This window comes from Paenibacillus sp. S28 (assembly GCF_016624415.1).
Lineage (GTDB): Bacteria > Bacillota > Bacilli > Paenibacillales > Paenibacillaceae > Paenibacillus_AQ > Paenibacillus_AQ favisporus.
In genome coordinates this window covers 1-21,722 of record NZ_JACVTM010000020.1, presented here as the reverse complement: position 1 = coordinate 21,722, position 21,722 = coordinate 1, and the positions used below count along the sequence as shown (strand labels likewise).

General features: G+C 48.8%; 19 protein-coding genes. 12 read left to right on the top strand and 7 right to left on the bottom strand.

What is annotated here, in order from left to right; all coding sequences use genetic code 11:
- Window positions 1–69 precede the first annotated feature (69 nt).
- A complete protein-coding gene (locus tag IAE55_RS29585; protein WP_105442557.1) occupies window positions 70–864 on the top strand; it encodes an SDR family oxidoreductase in 795 nt (264 codons plus the stop codon).
- A 117-nt stretch (window positions 865–981) separates the two neighbouring features.
- Window positions 982–1,635 (top strand): glycosyltransferase, encoded by a 654-nt coding sequence (locus IAE55_RS29580; RefSeq protein ID WP_200634630.1) that lies wholly within the window; start codon window positions 982–984, stop codon window positions 1,633–1,635.
- A 205-nt stretch (window positions 1,636–1,840) separates the two neighbouring features.
- On the opposite strand, the gene IAE55_RS29575 is transcribed toward IAE55_RS29580, so the two are convergent.
- Complete coding sequence (locus IAE55_RS29575) at window positions 1,841–2,734, bottom strand: ketopantoate reductase family protein (protein ID WP_105442564.1); 894 nt, start codon at window positions 2,732–2,734, stop codon at window positions 1,841–1,843.
- 160 nt (window positions 2,735–2,894) lie between these two features.
- Between IAE55_RS29575 and IAE55_RS29570 the strand changes: the two genes are divergently transcribed.
- The 3 genes from IAE55_RS29570 to IAE55_RS29560 all read left to right on the top strand — a co-directional run bounded on the left by IAE55_RS29570 (window position 2,895) and on the right by IAE55_RS29560 (window position 4,620).
- Complete coding sequence (locus IAE55_RS29570) at window positions 2,895–3,473, top strand: TetR/AcrR family transcriptional regulator (RefSeq protein ID WP_200634629.1); 579 nt, start codon at window positions 2,895–2,897, stop codon at window positions 3,471–3,473.
- Window positions 3,474–3,618: 145 nt separating this feature from the next.
- Window positions 3,619–4,071: a MarR family winged helix-turn-helix transcriptional regulator gene (locus IAE55_RS29565; protein WP_105442566.1), complete on the top strand. Its 453-nt coding sequence runs from the start codon at window positions 3,619–3,621 to the stop codon at window positions 4,069–4,071.
- A 27-nt stretch (window positions 4,072–4,098) separates the two neighbouring features.
- On the top strand, window positions 4,099–4,620 hold the full coding sequence (locus IAE55_RS29560; protein WP_200634628.1) for a GNAT family N-acetyltransferase: 522 nt from the start codon (window positions 4,099–4,101) through the stop codon (window positions 4,618–4,620).
- A 137-nt stretch (window positions 4,621–4,757) separates the two neighbouring features.
- Here the strand turns inward: IAE55_RS29560 and IAE55_RS29555 are convergent, their stop codons facing one another.
- Entirely contained in the window at window positions 4,758–6,338 is a 1,581-nt protein-coding gene (locus IAE55_RS29555; protein WP_200634627.1) for an MFS transporter, read from the bottom strand.
- Window positions 6,339–6,784: 446 nt separating this feature from the next.
- Here IAE55_RS29555 and IAE55_RS29550 point away from each other — a divergent pair, with 446 nt between their 5' ends.
- A complete protein-coding gene (locus tag IAE55_RS29550) occupies window positions 6,785–7,771 on the top strand; it encodes a hypothetical protein (RefSeq protein WP_234489964.1) in 987 nt (328 codons plus the stop codon).
- An 87-nt stretch (window positions 7,772–7,858) separates the two neighbouring features.
- On the opposite strand, the gene IAE55_RS29545 is transcribed toward IAE55_RS29550, so the two are convergent.
- Entirely contained in the window at window positions 7,859–9,034 is a 1,176-nt protein-coding gene (locus IAE55_RS29545; RefSeq protein ID WP_200634626.1) for a serine hydrolase domain-containing protein, read from the bottom strand.
- A 208-nt stretch (window positions 9,035–9,242) separates the two neighbouring features.
- Between IAE55_RS29545 and IAE55_RS29540 the strand changes: the two genes are divergently transcribed.
- Both IAE55_RS29540 and IAE55_RS29535 read left to right on the top strand, forming a co-directional pair.
- On the top strand, window positions 9,243–9,383 hold the full coding sequence (locus IAE55_RS29540; protein WP_163875666.1) for a hypothetical protein: 141 nt from the start codon (window positions 9,243–9,245) through the stop codon (window positions 9,381–9,383).
- Between the two features lie 229 nt (window positions 9,384–9,612).
- Window positions 9,613–10,998 carry an FAD-binding oxidoreductase gene (locus tag IAE55_RS29535; RefSeq protein ID WP_200634625.1) on the top strand — a complete coding sequence of 462 codons (1,386 nt, stop codon included), beginning with the start codon at window positions 9,613–9,615 and terminating at the stop codon, window positions 10,996–10,998.
- Window positions 10,999–11,098: 100 nt separating this feature from the next.
- Here the strand turns inward: IAE55_RS29535 and dgoD are convergent, their stop codons facing one another.
- Entirely contained in the window at window positions 11,099–12,247 is a 1,149-nt protein-coding gene (dgoD, locus tag IAE55_RS29530; protein WP_200634624.1) for a galactonate dehydratase, read from the bottom strand.
- A gap of 233 nt (window positions 12,248–12,480) precedes the next feature.
- Window positions 12,481–13,380, bottom strand: a complete 900-nt coding sequence (locus IAE55_RS29525) for a helix-turn-helix transcriptional regulator (RefSeq protein WP_145159174.1) — start codon at window positions 13,378–13,380, stop codon at window positions 12,481–12,483.
- A gap of 167 nt (window positions 13,381–13,547) precedes the next feature.
- On the opposite strand from IAE55_RS29525, the gene IAE55_RS29520 reads away from it, so the two are divergent.
- Window positions 13,548–16,145: a hypothetical protein gene (locus IAE55_RS29520; RefSeq protein ID WP_200634623.1), complete on the top strand. Its 2,598-nt coding sequence runs from the start codon at window positions 13,548–13,550 to the stop codon at window positions 16,143–16,145.
- A 195-nt stretch (window positions 16,146–16,340) separates the two neighbouring features.
- Here the strand turns inward: IAE55_RS29520 and nspC are convergent, their stop codons facing one another.
- Together nspC and IAE55_RS29510 are read right to left on the bottom strand one after the other, a co-directional pair.
- The gene (gene nspC, locus IAE55_RS29515) at window positions 16,341–17,468 is read right to left on the bottom strand and encodes a carboxynorspermidine decarboxylase (RefSeq protein ID WP_145159516.1); all 1,128 of its coding nucleotides are present in this window, start codon (window positions 17,466–17,468) and stop codon (window positions 16,341–16,343) included.
- Between the two features lies 1 nt (window position 17,469).
- Window positions 17,470–18,708: a saccharopine dehydrogenase family protein gene (locus IAE55_RS29510; protein WP_116230109.1), complete on the bottom strand. Its 1,239-nt coding sequence runs from the start codon at window positions 18,706–18,708 to the stop codon at window positions 17,470–17,472.
- 659 nt (window positions 18,709–19,367) lie between these two features.
- On the opposite strand from IAE55_RS29510, the gene IAE55_RS29505 reads away from it, so the two are divergent.
- The 3 genes from IAE55_RS29505 to IAE55_RS29495 all read left to right on the top strand — a co-directional run.
- Entirely contained in the window at window positions 19,368–20,207 is an 840-nt protein-coding gene (locus IAE55_RS29505; RefSeq protein ID WP_181152740.1) for a helix-turn-helix transcriptional regulator, read from the top strand.
- Between the two features lie 121 nt (window positions 20,208–20,328).
- Window positions 20,329–21,150, top strand: coding sequence for a sugar phosphate isomerase/epimerase family protein (locus IAE55_RS29500; RefSeq protein ID WP_200634622.1), 822 nt, complete (start codon window positions 20,329–20,331; stop codon window positions 21,148–21,150).
- Between the two features lie 35 nt (window positions 21,151–21,185).
- A partial coding sequence (locus IAE55_RS29495; protein WP_200634621.1) for a Gfo/Idh/MocA family protein occupies window positions 21,186–21,722 on the top strand: 537 nt, incomplete at its 3' end.

Sequence of the window (21,722 nt, the reverse complement as noted above, 5' to 3'; positions counted from 1 at the left end):
CGTTCACTGTACCAAGCGGCGTTCTTGATTTCTAACCAACCCAATCATTTATGCTCAGGAGGAAACAACATGGCTGTAACTTATGCAAATCCAATGACGGAATATCAAGGCAAAAAAGTGCTGGTAACCGGAGGTACAAAAGGGATGGGGGAAGCTATCGCCAAAAGATTTGCATCGGCTGGTGCTGCGGTGATGACAACAGCGCGTTCTGTGCCAGCGGACCTGGCTGATCCGGAACGGTTCGTGGAGGCCGATTTATCCTCAAATGAAGGAACGATGAAGGTTATCGAAGCCGTTAAAGAGCGGTTCGGCACGATCGATATCGTCGTCAATAACGTAGGGGGGAGCAGCACACCTCCGGGAGGTTTTCTTGCGGCAAGTGACGAGCATTGGCTCGAAGCTTTAAACTTGAACCTTTTGGCTGCTGTACGCTTGGACCGGGGACTGCTCCCGTTGATGCTCGAAAAAAGAAAGGGGGTCATCATCCACATCTCATCCATCCAGCGGGTATTGCCCCTGGTTGAATCTACAATTCCTTATGCAGCTGCAAAGGCGGCGCTAAGCAACTACAGCAAAAGCCTTTCAAAAGAATTTTCTCCACAAGGCATCCGTGTAAACCGCGTTGCCCCTGGCTTTATTCAAACAGCTGCAGCAGACGCAATGATGGAGAATATCGCACAGGTAACAGGCAGCTTTGAAAGTGCGCTCCAATCAGTCATGGATGCATTGGGAGGAATCCCCCTTGGACGACCAGGACTGCCGGAAGAAGTTGGTGAACTTGTCGCTTTTCTGGCGTCAGATCGTGCCGCTTCCATTACGGGTGCTGAATATGTCATTGATGGAGGAACCGTCCCTACCGTCTAATTAGAAGGAATCAACGAAGCAATCAGATATGAAGCTGCACCTCTGTATAAAATCAGGTATTTTTTATCCATATTAAGACAGCCTGATGTTTCCAAACGTATAGAGGAGCAGATAAAAGTGAAAAACAAACAGCTTAAGGCTTTGCTTATAATGTTGACGCTTATTTTCAGCATGATTCAGATCGCATCACCTGCACAAGCCATGGTAGACGGGAAGAAGAATTCGGTTTGTATCAGCCCTAATATGGTGCAGCTGAAAACCGATATGCAAAAAGCTTGGATCGACCATACCATCTGGACGAGAAGTTATATAGTCAGCGCCATTTCGAACCGTCCGGATCAGCAGGACGTATTGGACCGGCTCCTGCGGAACCAGCAGGACATCGGAAATGTGATCAAACCCTATTACGGGGAAGCCGCCGGCAATAAGCTGGCTGAGATTCTAAGAGAACATATTCTCATTGCAGGGAAAATTGTAGCGGCAGCCAAAGCGGGAAATCAGGCGGATGTGCAAAAGCTGGAAGCGGATTGGCATCGAAACGCCGACGATATCGCCAAATTTCTGAGCACTGCGAATCCGAATTGGCCGTTTAAAACGCTACAGGATATGCTGTATACGCATCTTCAGCTGATCACGGAAATCGTCCTTGACTGCCTCAAGGAAGACTGGAAAGGGGATATCGCGGCGACCGACAAAAACGAGATTCATATGATTCATTTGGCGGACATCCTGACAGAAGGTATTGTTAAACAGTTTTCTGAGAAATTTTAAACAAACGCGATAGTCATCGCAGAGCAGGCTAGCTTTTCATAACCTCCGGTTAAGGAGGGTGTGGGAAGCTATTTTTTCTGTCGTGGATGTTTTCACATTTCGTTTGCTTTTGGTATGACTGGATGAAATGCGGCAGACCCGGGCTCGAAAGTCCTAGGCTGCCGCTTCTTTTTGCATGGGATTAACCGGGCTAGCCGTTCTGGTGTTATTGCCCAACAGAAAACTTTTCATGAAATTTCTCATCCAACAGCATAATTTCCGCTCTCTGACTGACGGCATGGTCCCCAAGCATGACATCAATGATAAAATCATTGCTCAGCATCTGGTGGTACATTGCGGTAAGTTCTTGTTCCGACAATTCCCCCATGGCCTTCGTTTCGCTCGGAATGATTTGGATTCCGGCTTGCTCGACCAAGCGAAGATTTTGTTTAATATCGGCCGCGATCCTGTTGAGCGTGCGTTCGCTTCTTGCTGTCTCCAGATCAACCACACCCTCGTCCGTAAAGAAATGCTTGTTGCCCACGGCAACCGCAGTATGCGAAACATGAAATGCATACATATCATGCTGGATCTCATAATGCAAACCCGCCGTTTCAAGGACTTTGGCCAGTTCTTTGACCCTTTCGGTCGTCTGTCCATTGATTTCGCCAAAAATGGTCCCTTGGTGTTTTTCCGTACCGAATTGGGCGTATAATACATCCTCTTTCATGTCTCCACCTGCCCCGGGAAATCCGGGGAGCAGCCGGTCGCCCACGATATCAAGCCAGGATTCATAACCGATGGTGTTGGTCAAAGTGACGATCGTTTGGCTCCGGTTATTTTTGATCGCAGACAGGGCGGATTCGGCTTGATCAAACCGTACAGGAACAAAGATAAAATCATAAATATCGTCGTCCTCAAGCTTCCCGATCGTCGTGATCGACATTTGTTTTATCGTGCCGTGATCGTTGTAGCGCAGCCCGTTCTTTTGAAGGGCTTCGAGCCGTTTTCCCCGAGCCAACAGAGTGACATCCAGACCCGATTGGGCAAACCGGAGCGCGTATATGCTGCCAACGATACCTGCGCCAAATACTAAAAGTCTCTTTTTTATCGTATTCAACAGTGATCTACCCTTTCCATGAATTAGTCAGAGATTGCTTAAGCAACATCTGTTGGGTAAGATGATAGTATGGCAAGCTAATGTTTTCAATCGGCAGATGGAGTGGAACGTTGCATAGACAACACATTTTGAAATTTGATGTTTTAACAGGAGGCTGAATATGGTAAATCAGCAGGATCCGAGGGTATTGCGCACACGCCAGTTAATCAGGGAAGCGTTTAGGGAGCTGCTCCGAAAGAAAGATTTTGATTCCATAACCATTAACGATATCGCACAAAGAGCAACGATTAACCGCGCCACCTTCTATGCGCATTATGAAGATAAATATGCTTTGCTGGAAGAAATCACAGAGCAGGCTTTTCGCGATCGAATTCCTGATCAAGTGCTGAATGCAAGCGACTTTACGGATGAAATCTGTGACGGGCTGATCATGATGACTTACCACTACATTATGGATTTTTATCAGATATGCAGAATGGATGCCAAACCGATTGCATCGCTCGTCGATGAGAAAATCAAGCAGCTGCTGCAGCAATCCATTGAACACATTTTACGGAGAGGGAATCTTCACCTCATGGAAGACAGCCATACGAAAATCATCTCGGCGATGACTGCCTCTGCGATTTATGGCGCTGCGCATTCTTGGTTAACGGTGGGAGAAAATGACCGAACCGATGTACTCGTGGAAATGGTTCGTCCTTATGTCATGAATGGCCTGGGTCTGCCGAAAGTGCCTTAAGGTTACGCTCTAAGCAATCTGATGTTGTATTTACTATTAATTAATTAAATCATTCGCACTTTTCATTTTGTTGCAAATGCAATAAAAATAATATAATATGGATCAAGAACGATTGATCAGTTGAAAAGGATGAGGAGCTGCCCGTATGAAAGAAATTCTGCGCGAAATCGGAATGATTGCCAGGGCGTTGGATTCAATCAGCAACATCGAATTTAAGGAATATGACCTGACGAAAGGGCAGTATTTGTATCTTGTCCGGATTTGCGAGAGCCCTGGGATCATTCAAGAAAAGCTAGCCGAAATGGTTAAGGTAGACCGGACAACCGCAGCCCGTGCCATACAAAAGCTTGAAACGAATGGCTTTATTGAGAAGAAGGCGGACGAGCATAACCGAAAGATCAAAAAACTTTTTCCGACGGAAAAAGGGCAATCGGTATATCCTTTTATCCAAAGAGAACATGATCATTCGAATCGGGTCGCGTTAGCGGGATTTTCGGAAGAAGAAACAGATACCATTTTTCAACTTCTGCAAAGGGTTAGAAAGAATATAGAAGTAGATTGGGAATACGTCAAAAAGGGGAACAAGAGGGGTTATTGATTTTAGATAAAGGAGCTTTCGACTAACATGACAGTACGCATAACAAAGTGCAGCCGTGAAGATTTACCGCGGCTCGGGGAAATCAGCATCGAAACATTTACGGATACATTTAAAAACCAGAATTCACCGGAGAATTTGAAAGCCTATTTGGAAAGGGCATTTAACGCCGAACAGTTGGAAAAAGAATTGGCTCATAGCTCTTCGGAGTTCTATTTCGTCTATTTCCATGATGAACTTGCCGGATTATTAAAGGTCAATATGAATGATGCTCAATCCGAACCAATGGGCGATGAGTCGCTTGAAATTGAGCGGATTTATATTCGAAGCCAGTTTCAAAGAAAAGGGCTTGGCCAATATTTAATCAACCAAGCGATGGAAATCGCCAAAATTCACAACAAAAAGAGACTGTGGCTCGGGGTTTGGGAAAAGAACGAGAAAGCCATACGATTTTACAAAAAAATAGGTTTTGTTCAAACCGGCGCGCACTCTTTTTATATGGGTGACGAAGAACAAACGGATTTTATTATGGTCAAAACGCTGGCTATATAGATTGAACTAAAGCTTTGCATTGACCTTCCTGTTGTAATCGCACAGTATGGCGGCCTATTAACATTGAATTTTTTTCGCCCACACGTTTGCAAATAGCCTTGGCCTAATGGCCAAGGCTATCCGAGGTCAATTATTCATTAGAGCAGGGAATGCTCTGCTTCCGGAATACTTTCTGCTTGGTCCGGCTGGTTCTCTCCAATCGGCCGTAAGTGACGGAACTGGATCGCGACCAAAACGATGATACCAAGCATGATGACTCCACTTATCGCTGCAATAGCGTGAAACCCGCCCATAAAAGCTTTGCTTGCCCCCTCGACGAGCGAAGTACCGGCTTCCACTGTGAGACTTTTTGCTGTCTCGATCGCCCCGGTCAAACTGTCGCGTGAGAGTTGTGCAGAGGATTCCGGGAGGTTGGCAGGGATCGAGCTCGTCACCTGGCTGCGATATACAACGGTGCCGATGCTGCCCAAAACGGCAATGCCCAGCGCAAACGCAAATTCTCCGCTAGTTTGCAGCATGGCGGCGGCCGATCCTGCCTTTGCCGGAGAGACCGAGCCGATCACCAGATCGCTGGACAGGCTGGGTAATGGAGCAGCACCCAGATTGAACAGCATATACCCGATGACAAGATAGGTGAGTCCGGATTCACTGCCCACCTGAGTGAGGAACAGACATCCTGTCGCGGAGATCAAAAGGCCTCCACCGATCAGGCAAGCCGGGCGCACCAGCCGTGCGGCCAGCGGTGAGAGTAACATCCCGGCCATGGAGGCGATGGCTCCGGGGAGCATAAATAACCCTGCTTCAAGCGGAGACAGTCCCTTTACGAATTGCAGATACTGCCCGATATAGAGCATCGTTGCTCCCGTAAATGTGATGCCGAACATGCCTCCCAGCGCGGAGCTGAATCCCCGGTTCGCAAATAGACGCAGATCCAGCAATGGACTGGTCAACCTTTTCTGCCTCGTAACGAAAAACACGCCAAAGACTAAGCCAGCGAATACAAACAGTAATGGTACAATTTGCAGGCCGTATTTGGCTATTTGTTTAAGTCCATAGATGACCGGCAAAATGGCAAGCAACGACAACAAAACACTTGTTACATCAAGAGGGCCGGTTTGGGGATGACGATATTCCGGCAGCAGAACGGGTCCGGTAAGGACCAAAATCAACATGATGGGCAAGGAAAGCAGGAATACCGAGCCCCACCAAAAATGGTTTAACAGCATGCCGCCGAAAACCGGACCAAGCGCCATGCCGCCCATGGAGCACATCATCCATATGCCGATGGCGAGAGAGCGCTGCTTGGGATTGCGGAACATGCTGCTGATTAAAGCTAAAGTCGAAGGCGCGACCGTTGCCCCGGCGATCCCCAGCAGCGCACGCGCTGCAATCAGAGTCCAGGCGTTTGGAGCAAAGGCGGCTAATATGGAAGCTGCCGCAAAAGAGATTCCGCCGATCATCAGCAGCTTCCTGCGGCCGATCCGGTCTCCCAGCGAGCCCATCGTGATTAGAAATCCGGAGAGCATAAATCCGTAGATGTCGATGATCCATAATTGCTGAGCGCTATCTGCGCCTAGGTCGGAACTGATATGCGGCAGCGCGAGAATCATCACGGAGAGATCAATCGAGACCAGAAGGGCAGGCAGAGCCAGTACGGCAAGTCCGATCCATTCCTTTAGGCCGGCTTTCAGCTCATTGCTGTACGATGTGCTGCTCATTTGGATCCCACTCCTCGCCTTGCATACTTAAAAAACGGTGTGCTGTGTTGAAGTTGCCGTTTCGTCATCATCATCGATCTCCCTTTTTAATTTTTTGCCGGCAATTGAATCTTAGGACATGACGCTGCGTAAGGTTCAAGGGGGAATTTTACATCTGAGTACCAGCTATGAGAAGGATCCGATGATGACAATACGTTCTGAGGTAACGCTACAAGTATTTTACTTGAATCACAACAACCAGGGGGACGAAAGGATTAGGCCCAGAACTACCTGATTTAGGACTATAATGACTTGAATGAGCTTGAATTCAGGTTAAACTAATAGAACGATCCATTATTTGCCGGAATTCCAATAAACAGCTGCTCTGTAATGTGGAGGTTGGCAGGTAGGAAACTGATTTCATTCATACAGACAACATAACATCAATTTTATGGAGGTGTCCGTGTATGAAGTGGAGGTTAACGGAAAGGATGGCTGTCATGGGCCAGACTTGGAGGAGCAGCAGACGACTGACCTTATTTATCGCTATTCTTCTCTGCGCATCCATGCTGATGCCCGTTGCAGCCAGTGCAGCATATTACAACACGTACTCCACCGTCGCTACGCTGGGCAATGCCAATGATTGCTACGCCGCTCAGGGATTTGCCGTGGGATCAACTTACGTCTATTCTGTAAAAGTCAATGGCGACAACAATAAAGCGGTCATTTATCGTACCAAAATGAGTGACGGTACCACAACGCTCATGACCAACGGGGATAACGGATCTACTTACGCTACGTATCTCGGTCATGCCAACGATATCGTTCTCAGCTCCAACGACGGCAATTATTATATGTTCATCGTCACCATGAACGCTGGCAGCATGAGTCTCGTGAAACTGAAATATGTAGGAACGACTTACTACAAAGTAGGTAATTACACCATTAAATACGATGGTGCAGACAAGGCGATGTCGGGTGTGAAAATTACGAGCAAAGACGCGAGCAACATAAACTTTTTATTCAAATCCGGACGAACCTTGTACAGAGGTTCACTGCCGCTAACCGCAACCAGTGGAACGATCAATGTAACGAATAGCTTCTCTCTGAATATTGAAGATGCCAAGGTCAACGGCAGCACGATTTCCAATATCACTTCGTATGCTTTCCAAGGCTTCGGTTATTATAACAACACCATCTATGTTCCGATGACATATAAAAACGTCAGCATTGTGCTCGTTTATCGCAATATTTCTACGGCTTCGGGCACTATTCAAGCGGATCCCAATCTATCGTTCCGCGTGACGTCTTCGGCATTTCCTGACCTGTTTGAGATCGAGGGCGTTGGAGTTGCGAACGGAGATAAATTATGGTTCAGCACCAACCGAAGAACCGCACCCGGCGATACGGCGCATGACGGCGTGCACTATTTTAACGATTTCAGCGCTTCCTGATGGGGAGCTGCCACCTATAGACCATTCTTCGTGAAAAAATAAAACCGCACATGGAGCTCTGCTCCCGTGCGGTTCTTTCGTTTGGCCTTACAAGGTGCTGAACACGATATTACGCAGCTTGCGCGTAATTGGCATCGTGCCGCCATCTTTTTTCTGGATCATAAACAAGATCGTCAGTCCGTCCCGTGGGCTGTTGCTGAAGTATGCCCCCAGCCAGCCGTCCCAGCCGTATTCGCCCGGGCTGCCGATAAATCCGGCTTTTCCGGGGTCGGTCATGATGCGCATCTGGTTGCCATAGCTGTGGCCGCGCATGGTGTGCCACGTATCGAAGCCTTTTTGCTGCCACTCGGTTAATGCCGCCGACGTCATATATTGAACCGTTCTTGGCTTTAACAGTTGAACACCGTTGAAGCTGCCTTGATTCATCAGCATCGTCGTGAACTTGGCAGCATCGTCAATCGTGGATGCCAGGCCGGCTCCGCCGGACTCGTATGCCGGATCACGGTCCAGCTGATGGGCGATGCCCAGGTGGCTGTGCGAGTACAGCTTTAAGCCGCCTTCGCTATCATCTTGATAGGTTTTCACAAGACGGTCTCTTTTTTCTTCAGGCAGCCAGAATCCGGTATCCTTCATGCCCAGCGGCTCGAATATTTCCTTTTTCAAAAATTGTCCGTACCGCATACCGCTCACCGCTTCTACAATCGCGCCAAGCACATCGGCCGACGTTCCGTACTGCCAATACGAGCCGGGCTCGAACGAAAGCGGGATCTGGCCCAGGCGGTTCGCGAACTCCAGTGTGCTCATCGGGTTATCACCGTTCAACCGGCTGCCCAGCTCCTGGAACAATGCATCCGTTTGCTGCCCGCCTTGGTTGGTTCCGCCGTATACTAATCCTGATGTCATATTCAATAAATCGTGAATGTTGACTTCGCGGCCGGCCGGAACCAGTTCGCCGTTTTTTTCAACCGGCTGGTTTTTGAAACCCGGAATGTAACGGCTTACAGGATCGAACAGATCGATAGCCCCACGCTCCAACAGCATCATGATGGAGGTGGAAGTCACCGGCTTCGTCATCGAATATAACCGGAAAATCGAATCCCTTGTTATCGGGCGCCCCGACTCAAGGTCAGCTAATCCGTCTTCATGGTAAAAAACTTCGTTCCCGTCCTTGAGTACCATGAAGTTCGCGCCGGCGATCTCCTTTTTATCAATACTTGCTTTCAGCGTATTTTTCAATAGGTTGGTGATGTTTGGTTCCAGCATGCCTCTGATGACTCCTTCTCGAATAAGTTCACTGCAACGATTGCGGATTTGAAACAACTTGCTATTGAAAATATTAAGCGCTTTTGGAGTGGTTGTATAGTGCCGAGTTCAAAGCAATCTGCAAAAAGGACCTGATTTTAAGTTCGGATGAAGTACCAGGGTATGAAAACAAGGCCAGGCGCTCATGTTATGGATGGAGGTGAGCGTCATGACTGGAAGAAACAACAAGCCGAAAAACGACGGCCCTGCATCTTCGCCAGAACGGCTGGATCAATTCGGAGAGAAGCTGGCTGAAACCGGGGGGAATCAACCGATGAATCCAGGCAAAAAGAGTGGAAAGAACTGCTGAGTGAAGTAGTACCGCAAAAAAACGGCTTCCGTAAACCGGAGCCGTTTTTTCTTTCCTGCATTTCGACTCACTAAATACATGACATCAGAGGTGACATGATTTTCGGGAAATGCAAAGGTTTCTATACAGGGCGCCTATAAGGCAGGTGCCGTTGCCAGGTCAATTGCCCCGACATAGGAATAAGCAGATGAGTACAGCTGACTCCATGATCGAGGATGGTGGACATATAATGACACAAAAGCGGAATACAGCCGGCACCCCATTGACCGGAGGAATCGTGGTGCCTGGCAATCCGTCTTATAATACGGCCAGAATGGAATACAATCGGCGCTTTTCCAAGTTCCCACGGATCATCGTATTTTGCCAACGAACGCAGGATGTTATCAACGCAGTGAAATGGGCTCGTGAGCGAGGCGTACGGTTTAGAGTCCGCAGCGGGAGGCACAGCTATGAAGGATTTTCGTCTGTTAATGGCGGGTTAATTATCGATGTGAGCGAAATGAATAACGTGAAGGTGGATCGCAAAAACATGGTAGCCCGAGTAGAAACAGGCAATCCGCTAGCCCGCGTATACAGAAAACTGTGGAACAAGCGGGTAGCCCTGCCGGGTGGAACGGCGCCAGATGTGGGCATTGCCGGACTTACCCTGGGAGGCGGAATCGGGCTGCTCTCGCGAAAGTATGGACTTACCTGCGATAACCTAAAACAGGTGAAGATGGTTGTGGCTTCAGGACGGCGCGGGGCGAAGCCGATTATCGTCAACGAGAAGAAACATTCCGATCTGCTCTGGGCATCACGAGGGGGCGGGGGAGGGAACTTTGGGATTGCTACCGAATATACGTTTCGGGTAAGGCCCATCCAGAACGTCTCTATCTACAGCATCACCTGGAAATGGCGCGATCTGGAGAAGGTATTTCCGGCTTGGCAGCGCTGGGCTCCTGCTATTACGAACCGCTTAACTTCAACCATCGAAGTCGCCGCGAAACAGGTGGGGACCATCGTGTCTACCGGACAGCTGCTGGGAAGCGCGGAAGAACTGCGGCGATTAATCCAACCTTTGCTGCAAACAGGAACTCCGGTGAAGGTGATGGTAAGGACAGTACCTTTTATCGAAGCGACCCAATTTTTTGCCCAAGGGGATCTCAACCTGGAGCCGAAATTTAAAATTACCGGGGCTTTCGGGTTTAAGCCGCTGCCTCGCGAAGGCGTGCGAGTGATTCGTGATTTTCTGTCCCATGCGCCTAATCAGCATGCTACTGTGTGGTGTCAAAGCTTAGGCGGGGCAGGAAGTGCGGTAAGCCGGATATCCCCGACTGCGACAGCCTATCCACATCGGAAGGCAGAGACGGTCTATGAGCTGTCGGCAAGATGGAGGAACGACGGCGAGCAGCAGCGGAATATCCAGTGGGTGACAAGGTTCCGCAAAGCGTTACGTCCCTTTGTCAAAGGGGATTATGTAAATTTCCCCGATCTGCAAATCAAAAACTGGCCCAAGGCGTATTATGGAGTGAATGTTAACAGACTGAAGCGGGTCAAGCGGAAATATGACCCCCATAATGTATTCCGTTTTGCCCAAAGTATCCCGGTGGGGAAGAAGTCACGGCAGTCAAACTGAACATACTCGCTAATGTTGAAACAAATAAAGATCGCTCCCCATCGTGAGAGGAACGATCTTTTTAATTTGTTGATCCGGATGAGATGCGCAAGGAGCGGTTCTACCACTCGGCTACGCTTCCGTCCTTGTGGCGCCACAGCGGATTTTGCCATTGATGGCCTATTTTCGCCATTTCGCGCACCTTTTCTTCGTTGATCTCGATCCCTAAGCCTGGACCGTCCGGTATTTTAACGTAACCGTTTTCATACTGGAAAACAGCGGGATCTATCAAATAATCAAGCAGATCATTTCCTTGATTGTAATGGATGCCTAAGCTCTGCTCCTGGATGAAGGCATTGTGGGCGGTCGCATCGACCTGTAAGCAGGCGGCCAGTGCAATCGGGCCTAATGGACAATGCGGAGCAGCCGCGATATCGTAGGCTTCCGCCATGCTGATGATTTTCTTGCATTCCGTGATGCCGCCGGCATGGGATAAATCAGGCTGAATGATATCCACGTAACCGCCGGACAGCAGATGCTTAAAATCCCATCTTGAGAACATCCGCTCTCCCGTCGCAATCGGTGTGGAGGTTAACGAGGCGATCTCTTTTAATGCTTCATTATTTTCAGGTAACACTGGTTCCTCTAAAAACATAGGTCGAAACACTTCGAGCTCTTTAGCCAGTACTTTTGCCATGGGCTTATGTACGCGGCCGTGAAAATCGATTCCAATTCCAATGTGGTTCCCGACAGCGGTCCGAATCGCCGCAACGTTTTCTAACACTTTCTCAACCTTGTCAAAGGAATCGATGTACTGCAATTCTTCGGTTGCATTCATTTTAACGGCTTGAAAACCTTTTTTCACACACTCCTGCGCCATTTGTGCCGTTTCACTTGGGCGATCCCCGCCGATCCAGGAATATACTTTCATCGAGTCCCGGCAAGCGCCGCCGATCAACTGATAGACAGGTGCATGATAGAACTTTCCTTTAATATCCCAAAGAGCCTGGTCTATGCCGGCAATCGCACTCATCAGGATCGGGCCGCCGCGGTAGAATCCAGCACGGTACATCACATTCCAATGATCTTCAATACGCAAAGGGTCCTTACCGATTAAATAAGTCATCAGCTCCTCGACCGCCGTTTTTACCGTTGCGGCTTTCCCTTCAATAACAGGCTCTCCCCAACCTGCAATGCCCTCATCCGTTTCGACTTTTAAAAATAACCAGCGTGGTGGTACAAGGAATAATTCATAACCTGTAATTTTCATTCGTAACCCACCTTATTCATATTTTTAATGAGCCGCAGTAACGATTGCTCTACTTAATCAGATCATCTCACCTCGCATCCGTCATGTCATTCCTGGAGAGTCGAAAACTACAATTTACGCTGTGATGAACTTGGCTGTATACCAAGAGTATACTAAAAAGTCCGCAAAAAGCGGTCTTTTTTTAATCAATCATTCGAACAAGAGGGAGCGCACTTGTAGACTCACGCCCCTGACTATGGTGAAAAAACTTCTACCTGCTTAATGCCCTCGCTGATATAAGCTGCGCGGTACTCTTTTGGCGGCGTTCCCGTTAACTGCTTGAACAGCTTAGAGAAATAATGAACCGACGAGAAGCCGTATTTCTCGGAAATTTCCGTGATGCTCAAATGGGAGAACCGCAGATCATCCTTGGCACGGTTAATCCGAAAATGGTTCATATATTGCGTGGGTGATAAGCCGGTGGCCTGATGAAATTTTTCGAAAAAATAGCCGCGGCTGATGTGAAGCTCCCGAAAATACACTTCCAGCGGCTTCACGCTGCCGGTCATCAGATCCTGATCCAGCCGTTCTAAAAGATGAAGCATTCGCGGATCGGGGATATTGTTCTCCTTGAGAGCGAAGGTGAGGAAGTACTCCATGAACTGCTGAAAATTGGATTGAATCTTCAGGCCTCGATAATAGGTTCGCTCGTTTATGTATTCATTGTTATTAAAAAAAGTCTCAAACCCGTCCATCCAGATCCGCAGCTTACTCACCGTCATCAATTCGGGAATCGGCACTGGGAACGCAGGCCCAATGAGCGACGGCTGCAGTTGAGAAAGGTCAAAACAGATCATGTTGGGCGTCGAGAAGGCTTCTCTGCGATCGATAAACGCCCAATCAAAATAGCAGCAATAATGAACCATTGGCTCTTCCCAATCTGCATACCAGTCGTGAAGCAAGCCCGGCGGCATATATACAAGAGAACCGGGAACGACCGGGTGGTCTTCTCCCCGAAAGCGAATGATGCCCTTACCCTCGCTGATCAGATAGAGCGATGAAGCGTAGCAAGTACGCGATAGGCTGTTCTGGCCTCTGGAAAATGGATATAGGCAGGCATGGTAGACGTAAGGATGAAGATTGGCAAAATCCATTACAGACCATCTCCTTTACTCCGAAAATAGGCATGACGATTGTATAAAAGATATACGTTTCTGTAAATACGCAGACCACAGAACTTGATACAATTTTTAAGAGATTTATCATTTAACCCTGAAGATGAAGGATGACGAATGCATAAAGTCTTAGGAGCGTGACAGGAATGGCGAAAATCAAAGAAATATTGTGTTTGCACCATAGTCACCTGGATATCGGCTACACGCATCCCCAGCCGTTACTGCTGGAGCTGCAGAAAGACTATATTGATGAAGCAATCCGGCTGTGTCTTCAATCGGAGCATGAGCCAGAGGACTCAAAATTCCGTTGGACCTGCGAGGCCACGTATCCCGTGATGCAATGGCTGGAGACAGCCGCCTCTGAGCAAATTTCCGATTTCCGCAGATTGCTGCACAATGGACAGATCAGTATTGCTGCACTTCCGATGCATACGACGCCGCTTGTACATACGGATCAGCTTGCACGAATGCTCCAGCCGGTTCGCGAGCTGCGGGAGCGATTTGGCGTTTCCATCAAAACGGCGATAAATCATGACGTCAACGGGCAGCCATGGCCGCTCAGCCAGGTTTTGCTCGATGCGGGAATCGAGTTTTATATCACAGGGATTAACGTGCATTTCGGGGGTATACCGCTGCCACGTCCTGCCGTGTTTAACTGGACAACCCCCGATAATCGGCAGCTGCTGACGTTCTTGGGCGAGCATTATTCTCTGTTCAGCCAGTTTTTCCACACGAGTCAGGATGATACCCAGCTGATGGCGCAAGGGATTAGGGACTATATCGACCGTTTGGAAGGAGAGGGCTATCCATACGATTTCGTGTACTTAACGGCTACCAATCCGCCGCTGTATGACAATAACTGCCCGGACCCGAACCTGCTGTCGCTGATCCGCCGATACAATGCAGAAGGACATGACCAGAAGGTGATTTTTGCGACCCCGGAGATGCTTCTGGAGCGGGTTCGCCGGATGCCGAAAGAACAAATCCAGACTCTTTCGGGCGATTGGACGGACTACTGGAATTTCGGCGCGGGAAGTTCCGCGAAGGAAACCAAGATCGTTCGCCAAACGAAGCAAAACCTGAAGAAGGCTGATTTTCTTGAAGCGATCCAAGGAGCGCCAAACCTGCAGTACTCGAAAGCGAAAACCGCGGCATGGGAGCAGGCGTTGCTGTATGATGAGCATACATGGGGTTCATGGGGCTCGGTCAACCTCCCTGACCATCCGCTTTCGATTTCGATGCAGCTGCACAAGAGGGTGACGGCGTACAAATCGGCAGACCTGTCTGCTTACGTGTATGCCAAACAAATGGAAGCGATTGCAGGGAACCCGCTACAATCCCATGAGCCTGGCGGCGTCATGCTGGTCAACACCTCAAGTGAAACGCAGCATGCGGAGGTCAAGGTACCTGAATACTTCCTCGGCAGCGGTCGTCATTTAGCCGCCTCGCGTGTCATGGACTTCTTGCCGTACACGCAGGAGATTCAGAGCTATAAATCGTATGGAACGGTAGAGATGGCACCATTTTCGTGGAAAAAGATCCCGTTTGCCCAGCTGGAAGCCCGGCTGGCCGCCTCGTCCAACCGTATTTCGGTCACGGAAGGGGTGATCGAAACACCATTTTACCGGATGACATACAACCCTGTCAGCGGAAGAATTGTGCAGTTATTCGATAAGATACATCAGTGGCCTATGCTCGACGAAAAGAGCCCATGGACGTTATTTGAGTTTGTTCAGGAGACGATCGACGGGCTTCACAATCATGAGCATCGAAGCACCTTGTTCCCGCGGGATGTCGATAAAGGGAACCGCAGCATATCCGTTTGGAATCATGAATGGAAAGCAAAGCGTGCCGGTGCCGACCGGCTGCAAGCTTATTCGGTCGAACAAACCAATGATTCGGTAACGTATGTCCTGCAGGTTGAAGCGCCGGGGGTTTCCCGGCTGGAACAGCGGATTACTTTTTTTGCCATCCATCCCCGAATCTGTCTTACTGCGTCCATGAATAAATCGGATATAAGGACGCCCGAGTCGATCTATTTCGCCTTTCCGCTGCGGATGGATCAAGGCTGGCGCGCCCATTATGATACAGCCGGCTTGTTAGTCGAGCTAGACAGGGAGCAGCTTGGCACCGCTTGCCGGGACTGGGTGACGGTTGACCAGACGGTATCCATCTATGATCAGCAGAAGGGGATCACCTTAGCTTGTCCCGATGCGCCGCTCATTCAAATCGGTGATTTTCATTTCGGCAAGGAGAGTAAGCAGATCGACCGCCAGGAAAATCCGCTGCTGCTTGCATGGGCCATGAACAATTATTGGGATACTAACTTCTGGGCCAGTCAACCTGGAGAGATCGTTTTGCGTTATGAGCTAAGTCCGTTCGGGCAATTTGATCCCGTTGAGGCATATCGTGCGGGCATAGCTGCAGCGGATCCTATAGCCATGAATGCGGCGGTGATGTGTGATAGGGAGGAAGAAGGGCAGTGGTTTAGCCAGTCAAGCGGTACAGTCGTCCTGCTATACGTGAAACCGGCTGTGGATGGAAATGGGTTTATTCTGACCCTGCGAAATGCCGGAACCGAGCCGTCCGAGTACATCTTTAGCGTAATGGATAAAGAAGTCGAAGCTGCCTGCTTGGTCAATCCGCTGGAGGAAGTAGTTCGCCAGATCCCTAGCAGTGGTAAAGATGTACAATTGATCATGCAGCCAGGGGAATTAGCCTATTTGAAAATTATCCTTAAGTAAGTCTATACAAGGCTTTATCTTAAAAGAGAACGTTAAACCAAAAAGCCTTAACCCTTGTGACAGGGTTAAGGCTTTGCTTAAGAGATCAGAAAGTATAAGTTTCGGAGCTTCTGCTTCCTGATCTCGCAAGAAAAACTTCCTCTAGACGCGGTCTGTCTTCTGTGAAGGTACGTCGATAGATGTTTTTCTTATTCATCAAGCAAGTCTCATCTTGAAATCCTGATAGCCGAACTGGCGCACGACGCGGCAGCTGCCGTCTTTCTCCTGCACGGCGATGGCCGGCAGCGGCATGCCGTTGAAGGTATTCGTTTTGACCATGGAGTAGATCGCCATGTCTTCGAATACTAATCTGTCGCCGCTCTGAAGCGGCTGATCGAAGGAGTAGTCTCCGATGACGTCGCCCGTAAGGCAGGTCGGACCGCCGAGCCGGTAGGTGTACGGCTTCTCGCCGGCTTCGCCTGAACCGATCAGCGGCGGACGGTAAGGCATTTCCAGCACATCCGGCATATGACAGGTGGCCGAGGTGTCCACGATGGCGATCTCGATGCCGTTACGATGGATATCCAGCACGGAAGTGACCATATAGCCCGCATTCAGCGCGATGGCTTCTCCGGGTTCGAGGTAGACTTCCAAGCCGTATTTGGATTGCATTCGAGTAATACAAGCCTCGAGTCTCGGAATATCGTAGTCGTCTCTCGTGATATGGTGGCCGCCGCCGAAATTGATCCATTCCATTTGCGGCAGCCATTGTCCGAACTTATCTTCGACGGCATTCAGCGTGGTTTCCAAATCGTCGGAGTTCTGTTGGCACAGGGTATGGAAGTGCAGTCCCGTAACACCTTCAAGCAGTTCCGGCTGGAAATCCTCCCGCTTCACGCCGAATCTTGACCCCGGCGAACAGGGATCGTAGATTTCATGTCCCACTTGCGTCGAGCATTCCGGATTGATGCGAAGGCCGACTTTTCTGCCGGCTGCAAGAGCTTTATCCTTATACTTTGCCAGCTGGGAGAACGAGTTGAAGATGATATGGTCGCAAATGGAAACAATTTCGTCGATCTCATCTTCACGGTAAGCGGGGGCAAAGACATGATTCTCTTTGCCCATTTCCTCATGGCCCAGCCGTGCCTCGAATAATCCGCTGGCGGTCGTACCGCTTAAGTATTTTCCGATAAGCGGGTACATCTCGGTCATGGAAAAAGCCTTTTGCGCAAGCACGATCTTGGCTCCCGTACGCTGCATGACACCGTTCAGAATGTTCAGGTTTTTCTCAATGAGTTCTTCACTGACTACAAAACAGGGTGTAGGTAACTCCTCGAACCGCATCTTAACGAACAAGCTCCGGCTCTCTTGCTTCTTCAGGCAAGGCGTCAACCAGCACCGGGTTAAAGTCTTCTACCCAAGGAAGGCCCCATTTGTTCAGCTCTTCCATGAATGGATCCGGATCGAACTCTTCGACGTTGTATACGCCCGGTTTGTTCCATTTGCCAGTGAGGACCATCGCAGCGCCGATCATGGCAGGAACGCCAGTTGTATAAGAGATCGCTTGGGAGCCGACTTCTTTGTAGCACTCTTGGTGGTCGCAAACATTGTAGACATAGTACGTTTTATCTTGGCCGTCTTTTTTCCCTTTGAAGATACAGCCGATGTTGGTTTTACCCACCGTACGAGGTCCGAGGGAAGCCGGGTCCGGAAGCACGGCCTTCAGGAATTGCAGCGGAATGATTTGCTTTCCTTCGAATTCGATCGGTTCGATGGAGGTCATTCCTACGTTTTCAAGCGCCTTGAGGTGCATCAGGTAGCTTTGGCCGAACGTCATGAAGAAGCGGATGCGCTTCAGTCCAGGGATGTTTTGCGCAAGGGATTCCAGCTCCTCATGGTACAGCAGGTACATGTCCTTTTGGCCGACTTCAGCGAAGTTATACTCGCGTTTGATTTCCATCGGTTTCGTTTCGATCCATTCCCCGTTTTCCCAGTAGCGGCCGTTAGCGGACACTTCACGGATGTTGATCTCCGGGTTGAAGTTGGTGGCGAAAGGATAGCCGTGATCTCCGCCGTTGCAATCCAGAATGTCGATGTATTCAATTTCGTCGAAATAGTGCTTCAGCGCGTAAGCCGAGAATACGCCGGTAACGCCTGGGTCGAATCCGCTGCCGAGCAGAGCTGTAATTCCTGCTTTTTCGAAGCGCTCGCGGTATTCCCACTGCCATTTATATTCAAATTTCGCTGTATCTTCCGGCTCATAGTTAGCCGTATCCATGTAGTGTGTTTTGGTTGCCAGGCAAGCATCCATGATCGTCAAATCTTGGTAAGGAAGGGCCAGGTTCATAACGATATCCGGCTTCACTTCGTTAATCAGAGCGATCAGCTCATCCACGTTGTTGGCATCGACCTGTGCGGTCGTAATTTTGGTTTTTCCACCGTCAAGTTTTGCTTTAAGTTCATCGCATTTGGACTTGGTACGGCTGGCAATGCAGATTTCTTCGAAGACATCGCTGTTTTGAACGCATTTATGAACTGCTACAGATGCTACGCCACCGGCGCCGATGATTAGTGCTTTTCCCATTTTTCAATCAATCTCCTCATCCAATTCAATTTTTTCTGTAAAAACGGCAACAAAAAAGCAAGCGAAACACGCACCATGCGCATCACACTTGCTTGATATAGTCAAATAATAAGAAATTCCAATAAGCATGACCGGACAAACCCCTAGTGTGCTTATCATTCAGCCATAAAACGCTAACGTTTCATGGAAGGGCTCTTAATATTCAAATATACTTTGTTAGGATCAGAGTCTATATAGCAAATAATTACTTTTACCACTCTTATTGACCGTTTCACAAGTTGTGTGCGTCAGCACTGGTTATAAAGTTACCAACTTATAAAATTTGAGCTTTTAACTCAATCAATAAGGCAACGAAAGTTGCCAGTCGGCATTTGACCCGGCTGTCCGTATGGCCTTAACTTCCCGAGAGGAAGTGGTCAAAGTTTATCTGCTTGGAAAGATCCTAATATATCCGAATATTTCGCTTTCCAAAATTTACGCTTCTCCATAATAGCAGGATAGGTAATATTGAGCAAGAGGAAATTTAAAACAAATGCAATCAGAACCATTTTTTATACGTAAGAAGTGTTATTATTGTGATGCCTATGCAAATTTTATAAGGTGGACAGATGAGACATCCTGTGGCATCAAATTACGTTCCCTGGATCGGAGGCAGCGATGTGGAACCTGCTTATCTGCTGAAATACGAGTATTTAAAAAGCGTCCCGGTAACGGCAGGGAATTTTCAATCCCACGATCACTATGAGATTTTTTATTTCCATGAGGGCAAAGGGCAGTATTTGATCGGTGACAAAATTCATGTTCTCAAACCAGGTACACTCATCGTGATGCATGGTTTGACTCTTCATATGCCTAAGAGCTTTGAAGGACATCCCTATGTGCGGACGCTTTTGAATTTTGATCCCGGTTACTTCCGTGCTGCATCCGAGCATGTATTTTCGATCAATCCCCTGCAGCCTTTCGAAAGACTTCGGAACTACAAAGTTCAACTCAGCATGGAGGAGCAGGACGAATTCGAAGAAATGCTGCGTAAATTGAACTGCTTATATTCCGCACCGGATGCCGTCTCCCATGAGCGGTTTCGGGTCTTGTGTCTGGACGCGCTTTTTTTCATTTGCCAAGTGCTGATGAAGCCGGTGAAAGAAGAAGCCGGTTTCCCGTCCGAAAAAGAGCAGCACGTTCAGAACGCGTTGTCCTATATCGAACAACATTATATGACCGATATTCGTCTCGACCAATTGCAAGAGAACCTGCATATCAACAAGTATTATTTGGTGCGCATTTTTCAAGAAGTGACGGGGATGACGATATTTCATTACATTTACAGAAGACGGATCAATCAGGCCAAAATCCTGTTTCTGCTCGACCCGGAGAAATCGGTGACGGATATTTGTTATGAAACGGGCTTTAAAAATCATTCCCATTTCAGCAAGGTGTTCAAGCAATGGGAGGGTAAAACACCGACGCAGTACAGACGCTTGGTAAAAAGTCAATTTTAGAACATTTAGGATACCAACCTGGTCAACCGGAAAGTACCTTCAACTTCTCGCCGCCTGCTACACTAATCCATATCGACAGTTAAGCCTAGTCGCTGCGAATTTAAGGAGAGGTGATGCGAGAGTGCTGGTACTAACCGGATTTGCCGATGAAATTTCCGATCGTTTGGAGGAACAGCTCGACGTGCTCGTGTCCGAGGGCATTTCCTATTTGGAGCTCCGGAACGTGTATGGTAAAAATGTACTGGAATTGACCGATGAAGAACTGGTCCGATTGAAATCTGCATTAAGCAAAAAAAGTATTCGCGTGTCCTCCATTGGCTCGCCAATCGGTAAATACCCGATTCAAGACCCCTTTGCCCCCGAACTTGCGAAATTGAAGCGCGCATCGGATATCGCCAAACAATTGGATGCCCGCTATATCCGCGTATTTTCTTATTACATCCCCGACAATGAAGAGCCGGAGAACTACCGCGGCGAAGTGCTCTCCCGTATGAAGATGCTGACCGGAATAGCTGAGGAGGAACATATTACGCTGCTGATGGAAAATGACAGCGGCGTTTACGGAGATACCCATGAGCGCTGCTTGAGCATTCTGCAGCATTGTGACTCTCCTTGCCTGAGACTTGCCTTTGATCCCGGCAATTTTGTCATGAACCGGGTGATGCCGATGAGTGAGGCGTACCCGCAGCTGTCAAATTATCTGGAGTACGTACATATCAAGGATGCGAACGAGCAGTCGCGCATGTTTGTCCCTGCAGGCGAAGGGGATGGCGAGTTCCCAGCGTTTGTGAAAGCACTGAAGGAGAGAAGCTTTTCCGGATTTTTATCCATCGAGCCTCATCTGCACCGTGCATTCCCGGAACAAGAAGGACCCGAGCGATTTAAAATAGCGGCACAAGCCTTAAAAAGGCTGCTGTTAAACGAAGGCCTGGCCTGGTCGTAATCGAAACGAATACACTATGGAGAGGGGAATTACGCATGAGCATGCAGAAGGTGAAGCTCGGATTGGTCGGTTTAGGAAACATCGGAAGAACTCATATCCATAATATAAAGTCGATGGAGCAAATTGAGCTTGTAGGCGTGTGTGATACGGTTCAAGAGCGGGCGGACAGGTTTGCTGCCGAATGCAGCACAAAGGCATATTACAGCCATTTGGAGCTGTTCGAGCAATCCGGGCTCGAGGCCGTCATTATAGCGGTGCCGCATTACAGCCACCCGGCCATTGCAAGTGATGCGTTCGAACGCGGAATCCATGTGCTCTGCGAGAAGCCATTGGCCGTTCATGTCAATGACGCCAAGCTTACCATCGATGCTTATGCCGAAGCCAAGGAGAAGTTTCCGGATCTGGCATTTGGCATGATGTTCCAGGAACGGACGCTTCCCTATTATAAAAAAATCAAGGAATTGGTTGGCAGCGGTGAACTGGGGCAGCTGACGAGAGCCACTTGGATCAATACCGCTTGGTTCCGTTCACAGTCCTATTACGACAGCGGTGATTGGCGGGCGACCTGGGCG

Excerpts from the sequence above, each read along its gene's own strand:
- IAE55_RS29585 (WP_105442557.1), top strand. The coding sequence starts at position 70 with ATGGCTGTAACTTATGCAAATCCAATGACGGAATATCAAGGCAAAAAA.
- IAE55_RS29570 (WP_200634629.1), top strand. The coding sequence starts at position 2,895 with ATGGTAAATCAGCAGGATCCGAGGGTATTGCGCACACGCCAGTTAATC.
- IAE55_RS29565 (WP_105442566.1), top strand. The coding sequence starts at position 3,619 with ATGAAAGAAATTCTGCGCGAAATCGGAATGATTGCCAGGGCGTTGGAT.
- IAE55_RS29560 (WP_200634628.1), top strand. The coding sequence starts at position 4,099 with ATGACAGTACGCATAACAAAGTGCAGCCGTGAAGATTTACCGCGGCTC.
- IAE55_RS29555 (WP_200634627.1), bottom strand. The coding sequence starts at position 6,338 with ATGAGCAGCACATCGTACAGCAATGAGCTGAAAGCCGGCCTAAAGGAA.
- IAE55_RS29550 (WP_234489964.1), top strand. The coding sequence starts at position 6,785 with ATGAAGTGGAGGTTAACGGAAAGGATGGCTGTCATGGGCCAGACTTGG.
- IAE55_RS29545 (WP_200634626.1), bottom strand. The coding sequence starts at position 9,034 with ATGCTGGAACCAAACATCACCAACCTATTGAAAAATACGCTGAAAGCA.
- IAE55_RS29540 (WP_163875666.1), top strand. The coding sequence starts at position 9,243 with ATGACTGGAAGAAACAACAAGCCGAAAAACGACGGCCCTGCATCTTCG.
- IAE55_RS29535 (WP_200634625.1), top strand. The coding sequence starts at position 9,613 with ATGACACAAAAGCGGAATACAGCCGGCACCCCATTGACCGGAGGAATC.
- dgoD (WP_200634624.1), bottom strand. The coding sequence starts at position 12,247 with ATGAAAATTACAGGTTATGAATTATTCCTTGTACCACCACGCTGGTTA.
- IAE55_RS29525 (WP_145159174.1), bottom strand. The coding sequence starts at position 13,380 with ATGGATTTTGCCAATCTTCATCCTTACGTCTACCATGCCTGCCTATAT.
- IAE55_RS29520 (WP_200634623.1), top strand. The coding sequence starts at position 13,548 with ATGGCGAAAATCAAAGAAATATTGTGTTTGCACCATAGTCACCTGGAT.
- nspC (WP_145159516.1), bottom strand. The coding sequence starts at position 17,468 with ATGCGGTTCGAGGAGTTACCTACACCCTGTTTTGTAGTCAGTGAAGAA.
- IAE55_RS29510 (WP_116230109.1), bottom strand. The coding sequence starts at position 18,708 with ATGGGAAAAGCACTAATCATCGGCGCCGGTGGCGTAGCATCTGTAGCA.